At 49.6% G+C, this 21934-nt stretch carries 18 protein-coding genes; 17 read left to right on the forward strand and 1 reads right to left on the reverse strand.

Annotation, left to right across the window (positions count from 1 at the left end; genetic code table 11):
- The first annotated feature begins 35 nt into the window (after window positions 1–35).
- The 6 genes from PAECUDRAFT_RS03080 to dut all read left to right on the forward strand — a co-directional run bounded on the left by PAECUDRAFT_RS03080 (window position 36) and on the right by dut (window position 6662).
- Window positions 36–1022, forward strand: coding sequence for a bifunctional riboflavin kinase/FAD synthetase (locus PAECUDRAFT_RS03080; protein WP_040711111.1), 987 nt, complete (start codon window positions 36–38; stop codon window positions 1020–1022).
- Window positions 1023–1205: 183 nt separating this feature from the next.
- Complete coding sequence (rpsO, locus tag PAECUDRAFT_RS03085) at window positions 1206–1475, forward strand: 30S ribosomal protein S15 (protein WP_006036636.1); 270 nt, start codon at window positions 1206–1208, stop codon at window positions 1473–1475.
- A 137-nt stretch (window positions 1476–1612) separates the two neighbouring features.
- On the forward strand, window positions 1613–3718 hold the full coding sequence (gene pnp, locus PAECUDRAFT_RS03090; RefSeq protein WP_006036637.1) for a polyribonucleotide nucleotidyltransferase: 2106 nt from the start codon (window positions 1613–1615) through the stop codon (window positions 3716–3718).
- Window positions 3719–3889: 171 nt separating this feature from the next.
- Window positions 3890–4867, forward strand: a complete 978-nt coding sequence (locus PAECUDRAFT_RS03095; protein WP_006036638.1) for a polysaccharide deacetylase family protein — start codon at window positions 3890–3892, stop codon at window positions 4865–4867.
- A 105-nt stretch (window positions 4868–4972) separates the two neighbouring features.
- Window positions 4973–6238: a M16 family metallopeptidase gene (locus PAECUDRAFT_RS03100; RefSeq protein WP_006036639.1), complete on the forward strand. Its 1266-nt coding sequence runs from the start codon at window positions 4973–4975 to the stop codon at window positions 6236–6238.
- The gene (gene dut, locus PAECUDRAFT_RS03105; RefSeq protein WP_006036640.1) at window positions 6219–6662 is read left to right on the forward strand and encodes a dUTP diphosphatase; all 444 of its coding nucleotides are present in this window, start codon (window positions 6219–6221) and stop codon (window positions 6660–6662) included. Before PAECUDRAFT_RS03100 ends, dut begins: the two co-directional genes overlap by 20 nt.
- A gap of 154 nt (window positions 6663–6816) precedes the next feature.
- On the opposite strand, the gene PAECUDRAFT_RS25155 is transcribed toward dut, so the two are convergent.
- A protein-coding gene (locus PAECUDRAFT_RS25155) for an IS1182 family transposase (RefSeq protein WP_085979454.1) occupies window positions 6817–8168 on the reverse strand; the annotation gives its coding sequence in 2 pieces (ribosomal slippage) (window positions 6817–7601 and window positions 7601–8168; 1353 coding nt in all).
- Window positions 8169–8399: 231 nt separating this feature from the next.
- Between PAECUDRAFT_RS25155 and dpsA the strand changes: the two genes are divergently transcribed.
- The 11 genes from dpsA to yfmH all read left to right on the forward strand — a co-directional run bounded on the left by dpsA (window position 8400) and on the right by yfmH (window position 21931).
- Complete coding sequence (dpsA, locus tag PAECUDRAFT_RS03120; protein WP_006036641.1) at window positions 8400–9299, forward strand: dipicolinate synthase subunit DpsA; 900 nt, start codon at window positions 8400–8402, stop codon at window positions 9297–9299.
- Entirely contained in the window at window positions 9296–9892 is a 597-nt protein-coding gene (locus tag PAECUDRAFT_RS03125) for a dipicolinate synthase subunit B (RefSeq protein ID WP_006036642.1), read from the forward strand. The genes dpsA and PAECUDRAFT_RS03125 overlap by 4 nt, the downstream gene beginning before the upstream one ends.
- 156 nt (window positions 9893–10048) lie before the next feature.
- Window positions 10049–11260 carry an aspartate kinase gene (gene dapG / locus PAECUDRAFT_RS03130; RefSeq protein ID WP_006036643.1) on the forward strand — a complete coding sequence of 404 codons (1212 nt, stop codon included), beginning with the start codon at window positions 10049–10051 and terminating at the stop codon, window positions 11258–11260.
- A 92-nt stretch (window positions 11261–11352) separates the two neighbouring features.
- A complete protein-coding gene (gene dapA, locus PAECUDRAFT_RS03135; protein WP_006036644.1) occupies window positions 11353–12213 on the forward strand; it encodes a 4-hydroxy-tetrahydrodipicolinate synthase in 861 nt (286 codons plus the stop codon).
- A gap of 306 nt (window positions 12214–12519) precedes the next feature.
- On the forward strand, window positions 12520–14199 hold the full coding sequence (locus PAECUDRAFT_RS03140; RefSeq protein ID WP_006036645.1) for a ribonuclease J: 1680 nt from the start codon (window positions 12520–12522) through the stop codon (window positions 14197–14199).
- A 147-nt stretch (window positions 14200–14346) separates the two neighbouring features.
- Complete coding sequence (locus tag PAECUDRAFT_RS03145) at window positions 14347–15096, forward strand: ClpP family protease (protein WP_006036646.1); 750 nt, start codon at window positions 14347–14349, stop codon at window positions 15094–15096.
- Window positions 15093–15317, forward strand: a complete 225-nt coding sequence (locus tag PAECUDRAFT_RS03150; RefSeq protein ID WP_006036647.1) for a YlzJ-like family protein — start codon at window positions 15093–15095, stop codon at window positions 15315–15317. Before PAECUDRAFT_RS03145 ends, PAECUDRAFT_RS03150 begins: the two co-directional genes overlap by 4 nt.
- Window positions 15318–15394: 77 nt before the next feature.
- The gene (locus PAECUDRAFT_RS03155) at window positions 15395–18259 is read left to right on the forward strand and encodes an FtsK/SpoIIIE family DNA translocase (protein ID WP_006036648.1); all 2865 of its coding nucleotides are present in this window, start codon (window positions 15395–15397) and stop codon (window positions 18257–18259) included.
- Between the two features lie 148 nt (window positions 18260–18407).
- Complete coding sequence (gene sleB / locus PAECUDRAFT_RS03160; protein ID WP_006036649.1) at window positions 18408–19193, forward strand: spore cortex-lytic enzyme; 786 nt, start codon at window positions 18408–18410, stop codon at window positions 19191–19193.
- Window positions 19194–19352: 159 nt separating this feature from the next.
- Window positions 19353–20633 (forward strand): EF-P 5-aminopentanol modification-associated protein YfmF, encoded by a 1281-nt coding sequence (gene yfmF, locus PAECUDRAFT_RS03165; protein WP_006036650.1) that lies wholly within the window; start codon window positions 19353–19355, stop codon window positions 20631–20633.
- 5 nt (window positions 20634–20638) lie between these two features.
- Window positions 20639–21931 carry an EF-P 5-aminopentanol modification-associated protein YfmH gene (gene yfmH / locus PAECUDRAFT_RS03170; RefSeq protein ID WP_006036651.1) on the forward strand — a complete coding sequence of 431 codons (1293 nt, stop codon included), beginning with the start codon at window positions 20639–20641 and terminating at the stop codon, window positions 21929–21931.
- Window positions 21932–21934: the final 3 nt, after the last annotated feature.

The raw sequence follows: 21934 nt of genomic DNA on the forward strand, positions 1-21934 counted from the left end.
TTTTGGAAAATGAGTGGAATGCGGGTGTTAGGTCTATGAAATTGATTCCCATTGGATATCCGTTGAACATGACCACTGTCACGGACGCGGGTGAGGAGCTTTCGATTGCGATCGGACATTTTGACGGCGTGCACAAAGGACATCAGGATGTGATTCGACGTGCAGTTGAAGCAGCTGGAAATCAGCAGCGGAAGTCAGCCGTCTTGACATTTCATCCTCATCCCAAAGATGTGCTATCGCACGGCGACCAATATGTCAGCTGCTTGACACCGCTCGATGCAAAGCTGGAGCGATTCGCTGAGCTCGGCGTCGATTACACGTTTGTTATGAAATTCGATCAGGATTTCGCGAATGTTTCGCCTGAGCGGTTTGTATCGGACGTACTCGTCCCTCTTGGTGTTCGACATGCCGTAATTGGCTTCGACTTTCATTTCGGGCATCGTGGTGCAGGAGATGCTGGCATGCTGACATCGCTCGGCAGCGAGCTGAACATAACGACGGAGGTTGTTGAACCTCTACTGTTGAATGGTAAGAAGGTGAGCAGCACCTATGTGAGAGAAGCACTGGGCGAGGGTGATGCGGAGCTTGCGAAGTATTTGCTTGGCCGACCGTATGAAGTAAATGGAACGGTCGTGCACGGACATGCTCGTGGGCGCACGATCGGCTTCCCGACAGCGAACATCGGCTTGACTGCGCCTTATGTAACGCCGCGACTCGGCGTATATGCCGTATTTGCTGAGGTAGGTGGCGTAACCTATCCTGCGGTAATGAATCATGGAATGAAGCCAACCTTCAAGGATGGCGAGACAGCGCCTGTCATGGAGGTCCATTTGTTCGATTTTTCTGGCGACCTATATGACCAAACCATGACTGTTCGATTCCATACATTTCTACGGGCAGAACGCAAGTTCGATTCCATCGACGAGCTCATTGCCCAGATTGGCCGTGATCGCGATGAAGCCAGAGACCGACTCATACAAGCCGATGAAGCGGCGCTTTCTTCGACCAAACGGCCAGTCTAGCATTGGTCTTCATAAGTAGAAGGTGTTCAGTTTACATAGGACTAGCACTTGTGCTATACTGAATGACGTTGTTAGTTATGGCGTTTGTCCATGACAGCAGCAATTGAACCTCAGCTTGGTTGCTCGCTCTCACCGGCGGCTACGAGGCTGATGGCGATTATTAGATTAGGAGGTGAACATCGGATGGCAATCACACAAGAGCGTAAACATGAAATCATCGACACGCACAAGAAACACGCGAGCGATACTGGGTCACCTGAAGTTCAAGTCGCTATCCTTACGGAGAACATCGTGAACTTGACGAACCACTTGCGGACGCACAAGAAAGACCACCACTCGCGCCGCGGTTTGCTCAAAATGGTTGGTCAGCGTCGTAAACTGCTGGCATACCTGAAAAACAACGACGTTAAACGTTACAGCGCATTGATCGAAAAACTCGGCCTTCGCCGATAAGCATGGGGAAAAGCAACCTGGTCCACTATCGGCCCGTCACACGGGCGGACAGCGACGGGTTGCTTTTTGTAATGATACAGAATTCAGCATGATTTTCCATGAAAGCTACAATAATGAAGTTTGACAGGAGGGATACGATGTTGCAAAAAGTGGAATTGACACTAGGCGGTCGTCCGCTCGTGCTCGAAACAGGACGTTTGGCGAAGCAAGCGAACGCAGCTGTAACTGTACGATATGGCGAGACGGTCGTTCTCTGTACGGTAACGGCTTCTTCGGAGCCGAAAGATCTGGATTTCTTCCCGTTGACTGTGAACTATGAAGAAAAGCTGTATGCAGTCGGTAAAATTCCAGGCGGGTTTATTAAACGCGAAGGTCGCCCAAGCGAAAAAGCAATTTTGTCGAGCCGTCTTACGGACCGTCCGATTCGCCCTTTATTCCCGGATGGCTTCCGCAACGATGTTCAAATCGTGAACCTCGTCATGAGCGTGGACCAAGACTGCTCGCCTGAAATCGCGGCAATGATTGGTACTTCCGCTGCGTTGTCCATCTCGGATGTTCCATTCAATGGCCCGATTGGCGGCGTTGTTGTAGGACGTATTGACGGCCAATTCGTAATCAACCCAACCGTTGAGCAAGAAGCCCAGAGCGACATCTTCGTTGTCGTTGCAGGTACGAAAGACGCGATTATGATGGTTGAGGCTGAAGCGGATGAAGTTCCTGAGAGCGTGATGCTCGAAGCGATTATGTTCGGACATGACGAAATCAAGAACATTGTGAAGTCAATCGAAGAATTCCAATCGATCGCGGGCAAGACGAAGATGGAAGTGAAGCTGCATGCCGTTGACGAGCAAGTAAACGCTGACGTTCGCGCTTATGCATCGGAACGCTTGACGCAAGCGATTCGCATTGCAGAGAAGCATGCACGCCAAGATGCGATTGACGCGATCAACGTGGAGACGGTTGCTCATTTCAATGAAATTTATGCAGAGACGCCTGAACTGATGGATGACGTCAAAGAGGTATTGTACGACATCGTCAAAGAAGAAGTACGTCGTCTCATTACGCATGACAAGGTTCGTCCAGACGGTCGCGGATTGAATGAGATTCGTCCGATTGATTGCGACGTTGCACTGCTTCCGCGTACGCATGGTTCCGGCTTGTTCACACGTGGGCAAACGCAAGCACTTAGCATTTGTACGCTTGGCGCGCTCGGCGATGTGCAAATCTTGGATGGCATTTCGCCTGAAGAGTCCAAACGTTTCATGCATCACTACAACTTCCCGCCGTTCTCGGTAGGCGAAGCGCGTCCGCTGCGCCCTCCAGGCCGCCGTGAAATCGGACATGGTGCGCTCGGCGAGCGTGCATTGTCTAAAGTGATTCCGCCTGAATCGGAGTTCCCATATACCATTCGTCTTGTGTCCGAGTGCCTGGAGTCCAACGGTTCGACTTCACAAGCAAGCATTTGCGCGAGCACGCTCGCAATGATGGATGCAGGCGTTCCGATCAAAGCGCCAGTAGCGGGTATTGCAATGGGTCTCATTAAAGACGGTGAGCATTTCTCCATTTTGTCCGATATCCAAGGCATGGAAGACCACCTCGGCGATATGGACTTTAAAGTTGCCGGTACCGCTGAAGGCGTGACTGCCATTCAAATGGATATCAAAATCGAAGGCATCGACCGTGCGATTTTGACACAAGCTTTGGAGCAGGCAAAAGAAGGTCGTATGCACATCCTCGGCAAAATGCTTGAAGTCATGGGCGAGCCGCGCAAAAACCTTTCGAAATATGCACCTAAAATTATGACGCTTCGCATCAATCCGGATAAAATCCGTGATGTTATCGGTGCAGGCGGCAAAATTATTAACAAAATCATCGAAGAAACAGGCGTCAAAATCGACATCGAGCAGGATGGTATGGTATACATCGCTTCATCCAATGAAGAGATGAACCAAAAGGCCCGTGCGATTATCGAAGGCATCGTGAAAGAAGTTGTCGTTGGCGAGATTTATCTGGGAACGGTAAAACGGATCGAGAAATTCGGCGCATTCGTTGAAATTTTGCCAAATAAAGACGGCTTGGTTCACATTTCCCAAGTATCGACGGAACGCATCGCCAAGATCGAAGATGTTCTCAAAATCGGGGATCAAATTACGGTGAAAGTAACGGAGATTGATCAACAGGGACGTATTAATCTTTCGCGCAAAGCGGTACTGACGCCGGAATCGGAAGTGCCGGCACAATAATGGAACTGCGTGCGGTTAACGGCTATGCCGAATGACACACGCAGCACCATTTTTATACGTATGAGCCTGAAGAGTCAGATCTGATCTGTCTCTTTTTTACTTTGTCCGGACAACCGCATAATCTCGTCCTTCTTTTCATAAAATTGAAAGCATAGGAAGGTGGGAGCGGGGATGAAGTATGGTAAAACGATTGCAATGGCGGGTTGTATGCTCGCTGTATTGATGCTGGCGAATGCAAACGGCGCAATGAACCATTACATAACTACGATCAAATCAAGCAGTGCTACTGCTGAAGCTGCTTATGGCACCAGCGAGAATGATCGATTATTGGCATCCATACGTGAGGAGGCGGCAAAGCGTCGAATTGCTCCTATTGATGCTGTCGTAGATCGGGTATGGAAAGCAATACCGGGCTATAATGGGCTTGAGGTTGATATAAGTCGGACCTATCAGGCTAATATGGGCAATGCGGAGGGCGCTCCCTTACAGCTTATTTATAAACAGGTGAAGCCGGCGGTGGGGCTCGAGGATCTTGGCGTTGAACCCACTTATCGTGGAAATCCGAATAAGAAAATGGTCTCCTTTATGATTAATGTCGCTTGGGGGAATGAGTATATCGGCTCAATCCTTAAGACGCTTGACGAATATAAAGTGAAAGCTACTTTCTTTCTTGATGGAAGCTGGCTGAAGCGGAACCCAGAGCTAGCGAAGGAAATTCAATCGCATGGGCATGAAATGTCTAATCACGCATATAGTCATCCGATGATGAGTCATTTGAGCCGAGATGCACAGTATCAGCAGATCACGAAAACGGAAGCGCTGCTGAAATCGACGCTAGGCGTTAAGAACCGCTGGTTCGCGCCGCCTTCGGGCGATTTTAACGCAGGTACGGTCAAAGTCGCCTACAGCCAAGGTTTAAGGACGGTTTTGTGGACGATCGATACGATCGATTGGCGCAAACCGGCGCCTTCGACGATTGTCGCCCGGATTCGCTCGAAGCTGGAGCCGGGCGCTTTAATTCTGATGCATCCAACGGCGTCATCGCGTGATGCTTTAGCGGATATGATTAAGTTGGTTCAAGCAAAAGGGTACCAGATCGGAACGGTGAGCCAGACATTGTCCTCCGATCGGATCGATGCGAACGGTTGAGCGCCCTCACTTATTTTGTTATAGTGGTACTATTCAACAAACGGCCAGACTGCTGCTCCTCGTGTGTACAACGTCTAGTTCCGTCAAAACGAAGGAGGACTCCGAGTGAAAAAATATACGTTGAGCAACGGCTTGCGCGTCGTCGTAGAGCCGATTCCGACATGCAGATCGGTATCATTCGGCATTTGGGTCAAAACCGGATCTCGCCATGAGAATGAGCAGGATAACGGGGTGTCCCATTTCATCGAGCATATGCTCTTTAAAGGAACAGAGCGCCATACGGCTAAAGATATTGCGGATCTGTTCGACGGTATCGGCGGCAATGTGAATGCTTTTACGTCCAAAGAGTACACGTGCTACTTTGCCAAGGTGCTCGATCAGCATCTACCGATCGCTGTAGATGCATTAGCCGACATGTTTTTCGAATCGAAATTCGATGCGGATGAGCTCGCTAAAGAAAAGAACGTTATTTTAGAAGAAATCGCCATGTATGAGGATACGCCTGACGATAAGGTCCATGACGAAGCGTCCCGTGCCGCATACGGTGATCATCCGCTTGCTTATTCCATTCTAGGTCTTGAGGACCGCTTGACAGCGATGACCGGGGATGATCTGCGTACTTATATGCGCAATCAGTATCGCATTGACAATGTTGTCATCAGCGTGGCTGGCAACATCGAAGAGCAGAGTCTGCTCGTTTTGCTTGAGCAGCACTTTGGGGCGTTTGCCAATCATGGAACGGAACCGGTTCTCAGCACGCCAACGTTCAGAGGCGATTATGTGTTCCATCAAAAGCAAACGGAGCAAAATCATATTTGCCTGTCGTTCCCAGGCTGCTCGATTGCAGACCCGAATTTGTATGCGATGGTTCTGCTCAATAACGCGCTCGGCGGCGGAATGAGCTCAAGACTGTTCCAGGAAATTCGGGAAAAACGCGGATTAGCTTATTCCGTATATTCCTACCATACCTCGTTTGCAGACAGCGGTTTATTTACGATCTATGCGGGCACCGCGCCGAAACAAACGACAGAGGTGCTTGATATAACGATGGAGCTGTTAGGCGAGCTTGCCGCCAACGGCTTGACGGATGCGGAGCTGCATCGAGGCAAAGAGCAGCTCAAGGGCAGCTTGATTTTAAGCCTGGAGAGCACGAGCAGTCGAATGAACCGCAATGGCAAGAACGAGCTTATGCTGGGCAGACATTATACGTTGGATGAAATGCTTGATCGCATCGATGAGGTTTCGATGAATGATATCGTCAATATGACGAAACGAATGCTGAATGTTCCGTTCTCTGTGGCCGTCGTCGGCACGAACGATAAAGCGGCAGCCAAACTCAGGAGGGATCAGTTTGTACCAGGTACTATTTAAGCGGCTGGCTGGCAATGAAGATGTGAATCTTCCTCAAAAAATGTCTGAGCTGGCAGCCGGATTTGATCTGCATGCAGCAGTGCAAGAGCCAGTCATTCTCGCCCCAGGCGAACGTAAATTAATTCCCGCAGGCTTTGCGATGGCAATGCCAGGCGAGCTGGAAGCGCAAATCCGCCCAAGAAGCGGCCTTGCCTATAAGCATGGCATTACATGCTTGAATTCGCCGGGAACGATTGATGCCGATTATCGGGGAGAAGTAAAGGTGCTTCTCGTTAATTTGGGCCAAGAGCCGTTTGCCATTACGCGCGGGGAACGCATCGCCCAAATGGTATTTCAAGTTGTGCCGGCTGTTTCCATCGCTGAATGCGATGAACTGCCAGATACCGTACGAGGCGAAGGCGGATTCGGACATACGGGCGTTTAATTCTGAACTTTTTATGATATTCGTACAAGTACGAGCAGAGACCGGATAAAACCGGTCTCTCAGATTGTAGAGAAACCCACGTTTTTTCAAAACGCTGGGTTTCTCTTTGTTTTATCGAGGCTGTATTTAAAGGCAAAAAGGGTGGTTTAACGCCTTACGCCCTCCTTTCGAGGTGGAGGGCAATCTTTTTCATGTTCTGCACCGCAGCGGTCATCAACGCTTGTTCCATCACGTTTTTTAACCCCCGCAAACGGCAATAGCGAAACCCGTGGAGCTGTTTAGCATCCGCGAAGCTTCGCTCAATCGTTTCTTTTCTCTTTTTGTAGAGCCTTTTGCCCGACTTACTGAGGCGGTTTAATCGCACTTGTTCTTTACTGTCTTCCCAAATATGTCTGGTGATCACTTTGCGTTTGGTAGCGGAACGTGTACACTGCTCCAGCATCGGACATGTTTCACATTGTTTTGGATCCGACGCATAATGCCGGTAGCCATGTCGATCGGTTGTTCGGTATGACAGTTCTTGCTGCTGCGGACAAACATACAAATTACGTTCTGCATCATAGATAAACTTCCATTTTGGATGTAAGCCTTGTGTGGGATGGAATCGTCGATGTGCAATGACACCAAAGATTTTACGTTTCTCTAATCCTTTGCAAATCGGAGTCGTCAAATAGCCGGAATCCAATGCAACTGCCTCTACTGTAAACCCAAAACGCTGACGTTGACGGTCTAAACGAGAAAGATACGGTACGGAATCATGGACATTGCCGGCGGTGACGAAAACATCGGTAACTAGGTTGTACTTCACATCAACTGTGCGATGATCCAAGTAGAAGAAGCCTTCCGGCTTACCTTCTCGGTACATATATCCGCTGTCCGGATCAGTCGTGCTAACCTTCACTTCCTTGTCTTCCGTCACCTCCTCCCGTGGTTTTAGTGCTTTTTTCCTTGCGATTTACGGTCTGCTTCTACCGCCGCATTCAGTTCATCCACGTAATCCCGCGTGTTCTGTTGCACTTGCTCTTTCGTGTATTTATGTTTATTCGCATTAGCCTTTACATGAGTTGAATCGGAGATCAGGACACGTCCGCCAATCATTCGATGTGACACAGCCTGAAGTACAATCTCATCAAAAATATCTTGGAACACAGACGTATCTTTGAACCGGGTTCGCCGGTTCCAGCTAATCGTCGTGTGATCAGGGACTCGATCAGTTAGTCCAAGCCCAAGAAACCAACGGTAGGCGAGGTTGGTTTGAACTTCGCGTTCCAATTGACGTTCCGAACGAATGCCATAGAAGTAACCCAGAAAAATCATCTTGAACAGCACGAGGGGGTCGATGGCTGGACGCCCGTTATCTTGGCAGTAAAGGTGGCGTACTTTCTCATCGATGAAAGAAAAGTCGATATACTTATCGATCTTGCGGAGCATATGATCAGCGGGAACTAAATCTTCAATGGAGACTAACTCATAGTTTTGTTGTTTATCTCGATTAGAACGCAGCATGCGACACCATCCGTTCATAGTTATTACCACTATTATACTATATTAACGCGGTGTCGTGTTAAATTACATGCACATAAGAAAGGCTGCCGAGACTTTCTCGACAGCCTGAGAGACCGGATAAAACCGGTCTCTTTTTTTATATCTATAACAGCAGCTTCCTCACGCACCCCCACATAGGCGGACGCATACGATGATTTATATCTTACGAGCGCAGAAAGGAGTGAAGCCTTCATGCTCACCGGCGTTCAGGTGCTGCTGATCGGCGGCGACGCCCGGCAATTAGAAGTGATTCGGAAGCTGACGGAACTTGACGCTTCGGTCACAGTCGTCGGCTTCGAAGGTTTGCATACGCCTCTGGATGGGGCGATCCATGCAGAGCTGCGCGATGAGTTGTTCGATTCAGCCGATGCTTTGCTGCTGCCAGCTGTTGGGACTGATGACAATGGTCTCATTACCGCTGTATTCAGTGATCGTGAATTGAGATTGACGGAAGCGCAAATTGCAAGGCTGCCAAAGCATGCCACGGTATATGCAGGGATGGCGAAGTCCTATTTGGTCCAATTATGTGCGAAGCATGGTATCGGGCTGATGGAGCTATTCGAGCGCGACGATGTCGCGATTTACAATTCCATTCCGACTGCTGAAGGCGCCATTATGATGGCGATCCAGAACACGGATATAACGATCCACGGGTCTACTTGCATGGTTCTTGGCATCGGCAGAACAGGGCTTACTTTAGCGCGTACGTTGCAAGGATTGGGTGCAAAAGTAAAGGTTGGCGTTCGCCGGCAGGAGCACTTTGCAAGGGCGTGGGAGATGGGCGTAACGCCTTTTTACATCGACCGTTTGCTGCATGAGGTTGGCAACATTGACTTGCTTTTTAATACAATTCCGACTATGATAGTCACAGCGCAAATTATCGCGAATTTGCCCTCTAGGGCGGTCATTATCGACCTTGCCTCGAAGCCTGGCGGCACCGATTTTAGGTTCGCTGAGAAACGAGGTATGAAGGCGATGCTGGCTCCTGGTCTCCCAGGTATTGTCGCGCCGAAGACGGCTGGACGAATCATAGCGGATTGCTTATGTCAGCTTATTATGGACAATGCGAAGCTATGGGGGGAGAGGCCATGAATTGGTCGGGGAAAACGGTCGGATATGCTTTAACGGGGTCGCATTGCACCTTTGCTGAGGTTATGCCTCATGTTCAACGGTTTGTTGATCTTGGAGCTAATGTTGTACCGATTGCATCACATACGCTGATGACGACGGATACCCGTTTTGGCACATCGGAACATTGGCAATCGGAACTGAAACGGATTACGGGCAACGACATCATTTCGACGATCGTTCAGGCAGAACCGCTAGGACCGTCGAAGCTGAATGATGTTTTGCTGATTGCGCCTTGTACCGGCAATACGACAAGCCGATTGGCGAATGCGTTGACGGATAGCGCTGTACTTATGGCAGCCAAAGCACAGATGCGCAACGGCAGGCCTTTGGTTTTAGCCATTTCAACGAATGATGGACTTGGCCTGAATGCTGCCAACATTGCAAAGCTGCTCGTAGCGAAGAACATCTATTTCGTTCCTTTTGGTCAAGATAATCCAGAGCAGAAGCCGAATTCGCTCGTTGCTCGCATGGACCTTGTAGTCGAGGCTTGTGATGCAGCGCTTCGAGGGCAGCAGCTCCAGCCGATGCTCATAGAGCGTTACCAATATAATTAATGGATTAATTACCTCGTTTCTGATAACTAGCTGAGGGGCGCTGCAAGAACGCCGTTCAAATTGCTGAATACATCGCTGATCAGAACGACTAATAGATGAATGAACGGCGGCTCCCGGCGTCCTGTTGTCTTTATAACATAACGGAGGATTGACAACATGCGAATACTCGTTCAGAAGTTCGGGGGCACCTCGCTTGCTACAGCGCAGGCGAGGGAATTCGTCGTTCGTCATATTGCAAGGGAGCGCGAACTTGGATATGCAACCGTCGTTGTGGTCTCGGCAATGGGAAGGAGCGGGGATCCGTATGCTACGGACACGCTGCTTCGTTTGATTACCGAGAATGGTGACATGTTGCCTGCCAAGGAGAAGGATATGCTGCTCGGCTGCGGAGAGATTATTTCGGCAGCTGTCTTGTGCAGCCGCTTACGCTCTGAGGGAATTCCAGCTGTAGCATTAACTGGCGGCGCTGCTGGCATTGTTACGGATTCATCCTTTGGCCAAGCGCGCATTGTCGATATTCAGAACGAGCCGATGTTAAATCGACTAAGGCAAGGCGAAGTCGTTATCGTTGCCGGGTTTCAGGGACGTACTGACCAAGGCGAAATGACTACGCTTGGAAGAGGCGGCAGCGATACTTCCGCAACAGCGATTGGCGCTGCTTTGCGTGCAGAGCGCGTTGACATTTACACTGATGTAAATGGCATTTTGACTGCGGATCCGCGATTCGTTTCTGAAGCCAAGCCGATCGCGACTGTTGGCTATGCTGAAATTTGCAATATGGCGCGGCAAGGCGCGAAAGTGATTCATCCTCGTGCGGTTGAGATTGCTCAGCAAGCGCGCATTCCTTTGCGGGTGCGCTCGACGTTTTCGGATGATGAAGGAACACTAGTGACAGATGACCGAACAGTACCGATTCCAACCGTTCGTGATAAGCATGTCACGGGTATTGCGCATGTCGCTGGGGTTACCCAAATTTCAGTATTTTCAAAAGACGGACAGAACGATGTCCAGCTTCAAGTCTTTCAGTCGATGGCTCGAAACGGCATTAGCGTCGATTTTATTAATGTTACGCCTGGCGGTGCAGTTTATACGGTTTTTGATCACGATGCTGCGAAGGCTGTGGAAGTCCTTGAGAAGCTTGGTTATGTTCCTAACATGATTAATGGCTGCGCCAAGGTCTCGGTTATTGGCGGAGGCATGAACGGCGTTCCAGGCATAATGGCGCGGATTGTTGAGGCGTTAAGCGAGTCCGGCGTGACGATTCTACAATCGGCGGATTCCAATACGACGATCTGGGTTCTAGTGCAGCAAGAAGATATGGTCGCAGCGCTCCGGGCTTTGCATGCGAAGTTCGAGCTGCATTTGTAAAGAAAATAACGAGATGAACTCTTGTTAAATAGATGAATAAGTACAACAACAGTAGAAATAGAAGCAGATTCAATTAAGCAGGAGGGGTCGTAATGGATTTCGGAAGACTGATAACAGCAATGGCGACGCCATTCGATGCGGATGGCGCTATTGATTGGGAAGCGACAGGCAGACTAATCGACCATTTGATTGAAGTGCAGCAGAATGACAGCATTGTGATCTCGGGTACGACAGGTGAATCCCCGACGTTAACCGAACAAGAGAAAGAAAGCTTATTCCGTTTTGCCGTCGAGCGAGCAGGCGGCCGCGCCAAAATCATTGCAGGCACAGGAAGCAATGACACCGCTCATACCATCCATTTGACACAAGTTGCTGAAAATTGCGGCGTCGATGGTATTTTGCTTGTTACTCCATATTATAATAAGCCCAATCAAGAAGGCTTGTTCCAGCATTACAAAGCGGTTGCGCAATCGACTAGTCTTCCAATCATGCTTTATAACGTGCCATCGCGTACGGGAATCACCATGACGGCGGCGACAACGCTTCGTCTGGCTGAAATTCCGAATATCGTGGCGACGAAAGACTGTGCGCCACTCGATCAGCTTACTGAAATTGCATGTCAAGCGCCTGAGCATTTCCGCGTTTATAGCGGCGACGATAGTGCAGCATTGCCAGCAATTGCAGTGGGTGCATATGGCATTGTAAGCGTTGCAAGCCACATCGTTGGAAGCAAAATGAAAAAAATGATTAATGCTTATTTGAACGGAGAAGTAAGCACGGCTGCACAATTGCATGCGGAGTGTTTGCCAATCTTTAAAGGGCTGTTTGACTATCCGAGTCCGGCTCCAGTCAAATATGCATTAGCGTTGAATGGCCTTCCGGTAGGGGGCGTACGCTTGCCGCTCGTTGCACTTACGGACGAAGAAGGCGAATACTTGCGCCAGCTTGTTTAATCGGTCTACGAGTTACAAGGGGATCGATCTGAAGCGGGATTAAAACCGGTGCAACGGTCGCGAGCGCAGCTTGCGGCCAAGCATCGGTTTTTATTTTACGGGGTAGTATAGCAATAGATGCGATAACATGCTCACTTGTATTCCATCTTTTGTATCATGTATAATGGGGTACAAGTGACTCGGTGCGGCAAGTATTGGGATTTAATAACCGAATAACGTTAGAGCGGCGATCCATTTCATATAAAATAACAACGCTTACGGAGGCTGGTTACGCTTACGCAGAGCTTGTAGGAGGTATAGATTCATTTGTCAAAGAAAAATGTTCAAGATAAATTGCTCATCTTTGCACTTGGTGGCGTAGGTGAGATTGGTAAAAATATGTACGTTGTGCAATACGGCAACGACATCGTAATTGTCGATGCAGGACTTAAGTTCCCTGAAGAAGATATGTTGGGAATCGACATTGTCATCCCTGATATCTCGTATTTGACTGAAAATCGCGACAAAGTTCGCGGCATTCTCGTTACACATGGTCACGAGGACCACATCGGCGGACTGCCATTCGTTCTTAAGAACCTGAATGTGCCAGTATTCGGAACGAAGCTGACGCTAGGACTTATCGAAGGCAAGCTGAAGGAAGCTGGCCTGCTTGGCGAGACTAAACGGATTCTCATTAATGCAGATTCCGAAGTGCAGCTAGGCTCGATCGTGGCAACGTTCTTCAAGACGAATCACAGTATTCCTGACTCGCTCGGCGTTTGTTTGGATACGCCAGAAGGCCGCGTTGTACATACAGGCGACTTTAAATTCGATCACACTCCTGTTAATAACGAGTTTGCTGATCTTCAACGTATTGCAGAGATCGGACGCGAAGGTGTTCTAGCGCTGCTGTCGGATAGTACGAATGCAGAACGCCCAGGCTTCACGCCTTCTGAGAGCGTTGTCGGAACGAATCTGGAAGAAATTTTCCGTAAAGCGACACAACGCGTCGTTGTTGCAACGTTTGCATCGAACGTTCACCGAATTCAACAAGTCGTTAACGCTGCAGCAGCGACCCGCCGCAAAATTGCGGTTGTAGGCCGTTCGATGGTTAACGTTGTATCCATTGCTGGCGATCTTGGTTACTTGAATATTCCAGAAGGCATGATTATCGAGCCTGAAGAAGTAAATAAAATGGCAGCAGACCGTGTCGTTATTTTGTGCACAGGCAGCCAAGGCGAGCCAATGTCGGCGCTTACACGCATGGCCCGCTCAACGCACCGCAAAATCGATATTTTGCCAGGAGATACCGTTATCATTGCGGCCACACCAATTCCAGGCAATGAGCGGCATGTAGGCCGTACGGTGGACGAGTTGTTCCGTCTTGGCGCCAATGTCATCTACGGACCAGGCTCGGTATCGGGCGTTCACGTATCAGGCCATGGCAGCCAAGAAGAACTAAAGCTGATGCTCAACCTGATCCGTCCGAAGTTCTTTATTCCTATCCACGGCGAGTACCGTATGCTTCGCCACCACGCGCAGCTCGGCGAGTCGGTTGGAATCGAGCGAGAGAATATTTTCATCATCGATAATGGCGATACGGTGGAGTTCCAAGGCGGCAACGCGCGTAAAGGCTCCAAAGTTCAAGCAGGCAACGTCCTGATTGACGGTCTGGGCGTAGGCGACGTAGGCAATATCGTGCTTCGCGACCGCAAATTGCTGTCCCAAGATGGTATTCTTGTTGTTGTTGTTACCCTTAGCAAACAAGATGGAACGATTCTGTCCGGTCCGGACATTATCTCCAGAGGCTTCGTCTATGTTCGTGAATCCGAAGGCTTGTTGGATGAAGCGAATCGAATCGTGACATCTACGCTGAACAAGCTGATGAATGATAACGTAAATGAGTGGGCTTCGCTCAAAACGAATGTGAAGGACGCGCTCGGTCGGTTCTTGTACGAACAAACCCGTCGTCGTCCAATGATCTTGCCGATCATTATGGAAGTGTAATAACCGATCAAGGATCTGCTGTCGTAAGCTGCTTGCAGCTGCGAAGGCGGATCCTTTTTTTGCGTATAGGGGAATAATCGATGGGTTCGATACCATACTATGACGAGCCACACTTTCGTACACGTACGAAACAAAGGAGCCTATACGATGAACGAAGAGTTCGCTTACATGAAATCCGAGCAGCCTGATCCCGCAGCAGACGACAAGAAAAAGGGCGCTTCCGTCGTCGAGACGATTACGCAATTCGGACAAACCTCGACACCTGCGCCAGCAGATTCCAATATTTATTGCATGACGATCATTGGTCAGGTGGAAGGGCATCTCGTGCTGCCGCCGCAAAATAAGACGACAAAGTATGAGCATCTCATCCCGCAGCTGGTTGCAGCAGAGCAGAATCCAAAAATTGAAGGCATCCTCATCGTTCTAAATACGGTTGGGGGAGATGTAGAGGCTGGCCTAGCGATTGCTGAAATGATTTCATCGCTGACGAAACCGACTGTCACGCTCGTTCTAGGTGGAGGTCACTCGATAGGCGTTCCAATTGCAGTATCGGCGAATCGCTCATTTATTGCTGAATCAGCCACGATGACCATACACCCAATACGGTTAAATGGCCTAGTGATCGGTGTCCCGCAAACCTTCGAGTATTTGGACAAAATGCAGGAGCGCGTCGTACGGTTCGTCACCTCACATTCGAACATTTCGGAGCAGCTGTTTAAAGAACTTATGTTCAAGACCGGCGAGCTAACGCGAGATATTGGAACGACAGTCATTGGCGCCGATGCAGTCAAGCATGGACTAATCGATGCGGTGGGCGGGATTGGAGATGCGCTAATCGCGTTAAATGCAATGATAGATCAGCGCAAAAGCATGCCAAGCGGAGTGCTGCCATCATGACGATTTATACAAGCATGCCACTAGAGCTCGTATTAGCGGGAATGACGGATGACCGCGATCCGTTGGTGGAGCTGGAGCTTGACGGAGCGCTGCTGCAAATCGAGCCAGTTGCGCCTGGCATTGGCAAAGTAGTTCGGTTGATTCATGCGCCACTTCAGCAGTACTTGAATCCAAAGTACTACCCTGGTTCTCTAATCGCATATCCTGCTAGCCCGTCGTAATGGACGGGCTTTTTGCTGTCTGTTCGATAGGAACAATTGTCCACCTATGGTATAATGATATATTAGAGGTGAGCATAATGGCGAAGCGAAAACGGAAGAAACGTAAATCCATTGGCGAAAGCTTAAAGTACGAAATATATGGCATTTTGCTCATCACAATTTCGGTAATTGCCCTTTCCGGAGAGGCTGCGGTCGGCCGCTCCTTGTCCAAGCTTTTCGGACTGTTATTAGGCAAGTTTTTCTTTGCGATCGCATTAGTTGGCATTTATGTTGGGCTAGCCGTTATGATCAAGCGCGCTTGGCCCAAGGGATGGTCAAATCGCAAAACGGGCTTGCTCGTGCTTGTACTAGCTTTAACCTTATCAAGCTCCATTGCCGAAATCGGCCGGAAGTTTGGCCCTGTATCGTCTTCGGTTGAGGTAACGTCAAGCGATATTTTGCATCAATTAGGCAGTGATTTGCAAGGAGAGCTGCTAGCGCCGGATTCTCCGAGTACCCCGGTCATGTCGCGCGATATTGCGGGGGGCTATGTGGGGGCCGTGCAATATACGATCCTTTATGCGTTATTCGGCAAGTACGGCTCTAAGTTTCTGATGATTGTCATGTATGCGATTGCGATCATGCTCATTACAGGTAGGTCTTATGTTGATATTGCAGACGGGGTCAGAACGAGGCTTGGCCGGCTAATTACGCTGCTCAGAGCAAAGTATGCAGGGAGAAGGCCTAGAACAGTAGCTGTAGCAGCACGTGCGAATGCCGCAAACACTGGTCAGTCTCCAAGCTTGAGTCGTCGAACCATCGATGATTTTGATGATGATGCAGAGGATGAGGATGACGACGCGCAAGACTTCGCAGATGCGAATAAACGGAAGTCGATGTTTTTCTCTTGGATGAGGGATCAGCAGCATGATTCGAATGAGCATGCAAGCGAATCTCGCGAATGGACGATGGACCATGATGACGACGAAGAGCAGCAGCGAAAAACGCCTCTCGTTCGTATTCGTTCGAATCGAACTGCCGACCAGCCGGAAGCGCGTAAGCCTGAAGGGGATACGTTGTTAAGCCGAATGCTGCGTAGAGCGGGCAAACCTTCCGCTGACGAACGCGAGACAGACTCGGATAATGAAGCGAGGGCTCCGTTCGCGAGTTTGAATGATGAAGGGGTTGGCCGGACGGATCGACCAACATGGCCGAATCACCCGAGTGAGTTTAATGAAGATGCAGCGTTCGAGCCAGGCGCTACTGCTGGCGATGATTGGGATAATAAATATCCGGAGCAGCAAGCTGCGGCGCCAAGCGCCCGCGTATCGCCTTCTTCGCTCTCGCCAGCATTTGAGGACGGCGAAATCGATGGCGGCTCAACAGGGTTTGATGAATATGATGCTTCGGCGGACGAGCGATACCCAGAGGGGAATGCCGAATATGATGCGGATGAACCTCTAGAAGGGGGAGCACTCGTTGAAACATCGCCGAATGAGCATCCTGCGGATGCCGTTATGGCCGCTGCACCCAAGCCTAGAATATACCGTCTGCCGTCGCTTAACTTACTACTAAAACCGACTGGCGGCGTTAAAGGTTCCGATGGCGTCGATAAGCTGGACTCGCAGCGGACGCTCGAGGCAACCTTGGAAAGCTTCGGTGTGCGAGCGAAGGTGCTGGACGTTGTACAAGGACCTGCCGTAACGCGCTACGAAGTGCAGCCTGCTACTGGCGTGAAGGTTAGCCGTATTGTCGGCTTGCAGGACGATATTGCACTAGCGCTGGCAGCCAAGGACATTCGGATGGAAGCGCCGATTCCGGGCAAGTCTGCTATCGGGATCGAAGTGCCGAATTCAGAGGTTTCCGTGGTGACGATGCGTGAAGTAATGGAGTCATCTGCATTCCAGAACTCAAACTCGAAGCTGTCCATTGCTTTCGGGCGTGACATATCTGGACAATCAATTGTTGGCAATCTGGCGAAAATGCCTCACTTGCTCGTCGCGGGCGCTACGGGCTCGGGTAAGTCGGTTTGTATCAACGGCATTATTACGAGCATTTTGTATAAGGCAAAGCCAGATGAAGTTAAATTTATGATGATTGACCCTAAAATGGTCGAGCTCAACATGTATAATGGAATTCCGCATTTGCTTGCTCCAGTCGTAACCGATCCACGCCGCGCTTCACTTGCGCTCAAGAAGATCGTTGTCGAGATGGAAAAACGGTACGAGTTATTTTCCAAATCAGGAACGCGGAATATCGAAGGATACAATACATTGATGGAGTCGAATCCTGCTGCGGTACTTCCATATATCGTCGTAATCGTCGATGAGCTTGCCGATTTGATGATGGTCGCAGCCAATGATGTAGAGGATGCAATTACGCGTCTTGCCCAGATGGCGCGCGCCGCGGGCATCCATTTGATCATTGCGACGCAGCGACCGTCCGTTGACGTTATTACTGGCGTTATTAAGGCGAATATCCCGTCTCGTATCGCCTTTGGCGTTTCATCGCAAGTGGATTCCCGTACCATTCTGGATATGGCGGGCGCAGAGAAGCTGCTGGGCCGCGGGGATATGTTATTTTTGCCAGTCGGAATGTCCAAGCCAATCCGGGTTCAAGGCGCATTCCTATCCGATCCTGAGGTCGAGGCGGTTGTCGCGCATGCGAGATCGCAGGGCGAGGCTGAATATAAGCCGGAGTTAGTTCCGGAAATTGATGAGTCGAGCAACGACCCAGATGAAATTGTGGACGAGTTGTTTGATCAAGCAGTCCAAATTGTAGTCGAGGCAAAACAAGCCTCGGTTTCCTTACTGCAACGACGAATGCGTGTCGGCTATACGCGTGCTGCGCGTTTGATCGACCAGATGGAAGCCCGAGGCGTTGTAGGCCCTTACGAGGGCAGCAAACCGCGGGAAGTGCTTATATCAGCCGACTATCCTGGAGGTCGAGTTGGCGGCCAGTAGTGCCTAGAATACGATATTCTGAGAGATCCGAAGCCTGCTTCGGATCTTTTTTTCCGTGAATAGAATATCCTTCCGTTTCTCATACTAGCCACAGAGTCGCTTCCAACGAAAGCGCACCAACCTGCATGAGAAAGGCAGATCTGACACTATGAGAAATCGCCTGATTATGATGACCATTGTCATCGTGCTGCTGCTGTTTGGCGCATATTCGCTGCGTTACTCAGATCCAGGCAAATCTGCAGAAACGTTCAGCAGCGCGACGATCAAAATGGGCTCTTCCGGCAAGGATGTTTATGAACTGCAAGGAAGGCTCAAGTTTCTTGGTTTTTACAGCGGCAAGGTAGACGGAAACTTCGGTACGACAACATTGAATGCAGTCAAGTGGTTTCAATGGAAATTTGGGATGACGGCAGATGGCGTAGTCGGCGCAAAATCCAAGCTTAAGCTGTGGGAAGCTTCGAAAAATTGGAAACCGACTGCAGCAGATTTGCCGGCTCAGAACAATTCATCAGGAAGCGGCGAAAAAGCGACATCGACCGGCAACGCTCAGACGATTAGCAAATCTAATCGATTAGGCTTGTCCGCTAATGATTTGAAAATTATGGCTAACGCTGTATACGGCGAATCTCGCGGCGAGCCCTATAACGGACAGGTAGCGGTTGCAGCGGTTATTCTAAACCGATTGAAATCGCCTAGCTTCCCTAATTCGATATCAGGCGTTATCTTCCAGCCTGGGGCATTTACAGCGGTAGCGGATGGCCAGATCTATTTAACACCAAATGAAAATGCCAAACGCGCGGTTCAGGATGCAGTAAACGGATGGGATCCGAGCGGCGGATGCATCTATTATTTTAACCCGGCTACTGCTACCTCCAAGTGGATCTGGAGTCGTCCGCAAGTGAAGACAATCGGCAAACATATTTTCTGCATGTAAGCTCAATAACGAAATTTGTGAACAAGAAGCAGCCCGCCGTTTCGTGCAGGTTGCTTCTGCCATTTCCAATCCGGTAGAATGGTATTGAACATCATGGCTTGGAATACATTGACTATAGTATGTAAGTGATTATGTTGGGATATGGAAGGAGCTGGCTACGTGAGTTCTAGCACTTTTGAGCGGGGGCAAGTTAACCGCATTCGATTGCATGTAATGCCAACGAAACGTTTTAAGACATTTGCCATTACGTTGTACGCAGGCATTCCGCTAGAGGAGAAGCAAGTCACATCGACGGCATTGCTGCCCTTCATCCTCCGTCGCGGTACGAGCCGGACGCCTGAAACGATTGCATTGCGGGAGCGCCTGGACGATTTGTACGGGGCCGGATTTGGTTTTGACGTATTCAAGCGCGGAGACAGCCAGTTTATCCAGTTTCGGATGGATGTTATTCACGATCAATTCGTACAAACGAATGAATCGCTGCTGGCAGCCTCGCTCCGTTATATGGGAGAAGTGGTAACCGAACCAGCGCTTGAGAATGGCCATTTTGTAACCAAATACGTAGATGCGGAAAAGGAAACGCTGCGCAAACGGTTGGAATCCATTATTAACGACAAGATTCGCTATGCGGCGGAACGCTGTGTTGAGGTCATGTGCGAGGATGATCCTTATCGACTTCATGCGCTTGGCAATCGAGCGGATCTTACCAGCCTCACGGCAGACGTGCTATATGAACGTTATCATCAATGGTTGAATGAGGCGGTGTTTGACCTGTATGTTGCAGGCGATACGACGCTGGAAGAAGTGAAAACGATCGTTGAGCAATCGTTTAAGCTGCCTACCGGGGAATGCGGCGATTATGGGCTGGCACCGTTGATTTCTAACTCAAGACAACTTAAGACGGTTGTAGAGAAGATGGATGTCAAGCAAGGCAAGCTGAATCTCGGCCTTCGCACGGGCATTTCTTATGCGGATGATGATTATGCAGCATTGCTTGTGTATAACGGCGTGCTCGGCGCTTATCCGCACTCCAAGCTGTTCTTGAATGTACGGGAAAAAGCTAGTCTTGCTTATTATGCGTCATCTCGATTGGATGGGCATAAAGGCATGATGACGATTCAATCCGGCATCGAAATTGACAAATACGAGAAAGCGGTTGCGATCATCCGCGAGCAGCTGGCTGATATTGAAGCGGGCAAAATATCAGAGCTTGAAATCACCCAGACGAAAGCGATGCTGATCAATCACGTGCGCGAGATGCAGGATTCGGCATATGAGATGATTGGCTATGATTTCAATGCTGTGTTTTCCAGCAGCAAACGCACAGGCGAACAATTGATTGCGCAAGTAAACAGCGTTACGGCAGATGACATTGTGCGCGTCGCTAAGCAGATCGAACTGGATACGATTTACTTTTTGCGTGACGGGAAGGAGGCATAAATCGGATGGAAACTTTAGCATACCCTGGCGTACAGGAGACGTTATATCGCGAAGTTATGCCCAACGGGCTTGAGGTGTTCGTGCTTCCGAAGGAAGGCTTCCAAAAAACCTATGCAACGTTTTCGACCAAATATGGGTCGGTTGATAACCGGTTTGCTGTCGAAGGAAAGCCGCTGGAGCGGGTACCGGACGGGATTGCCCACTTCCTAGAGCACAAAATGTTCGAAGAGCCTACGGGCGATATTTTCGCTACGTTTTCCAATCAAGGCGCTTCAGCCAATGCGTATACAAGCTTTGACCGCACGGTCTATCTATTCTCGGCGACCGAGCAGATCTCGGCTAATCTGGAGACGCTGATCAACTTCGTACAGCATCCTTATTTTACAGATGAGAATGTAAATAAGGAGAAGGGGATCATTGAGCAAGAAATTCAGATGTATCAGGATAATCCGGATTGGCGCGTATACTTCGGTTTATTTGACGCGATGTACCATGCGCATCCGATCCACATTGACATCGCTGGAACCGTAGAATCGATTTATCAGATAAGCAAGGAAACGCTGTACAGCTGCTACGAAACGTTCTATCATCCGACCAATATGATCCTGTTTGTGGTTGGCGGCGTCAATGCGCAAGAGGTATTTGATCTTGTCCGCCGTAATCAAGCAAGCAAGTCATTCCCTTCGCAAGGTCGCATTATTCGTGATTTTGATGCGGAACCAACAGGCGTAAAAGATAAGAAGCGCGTGCTGCATTTGCCCGTATCGCTTCCTAAATGCATGTTTGGCTTGAAGGAGACCAAGGTCGGGTTTACAGGAGAAGCTTTGCAGAAGCGAGAAGCGGTTACACGCGTCATGCTTGATACCGTGTTTGGTGCCAGCTCTCCGCTCTACCAGTCCTTGTACGATGAAGGTCTCATTTCAGACTCTTTCTCGCATGAGTATAACTCTGCGCCGGAGTATGCCTTCTCTGTTATTGGAGGCGAGACCAAAGATCCGGATGCTCTGCTGAGCCGAGTGAAGGACGCTGTCAACAAGCTGCTGGAAACAGGCATCTCGAACGAAACATTCGAGCGATCCCGTCGCAAAAAAATTGGCGGATATCTTCGCATGCTTAACTCCCCTGAAGCAATTGCAGGCGAATTTACGCGATACCGCTTCCGTGGCGGCGATCTATTTGCTCTGTTGTCGCAATATGAGCAAGTTACGCTGCAGGAGCTTAACGAGCGATTGCGCGAGCATTTTGATTGGAATCAGCTTGCGGTTTCGATCGTCGCTTCGAAGGAGCAGATCGGTTGAGCA

It is taken from the genome of Paenibacillus curdlanolyticus YK9, assembly GCF_000179615.1.
GTDB lineage: Bacteria > Bacillota > Bacilli > Paenibacillales > Paenibacillaceae > Paenibacillus_T > Paenibacillus_T curdlanolyticus.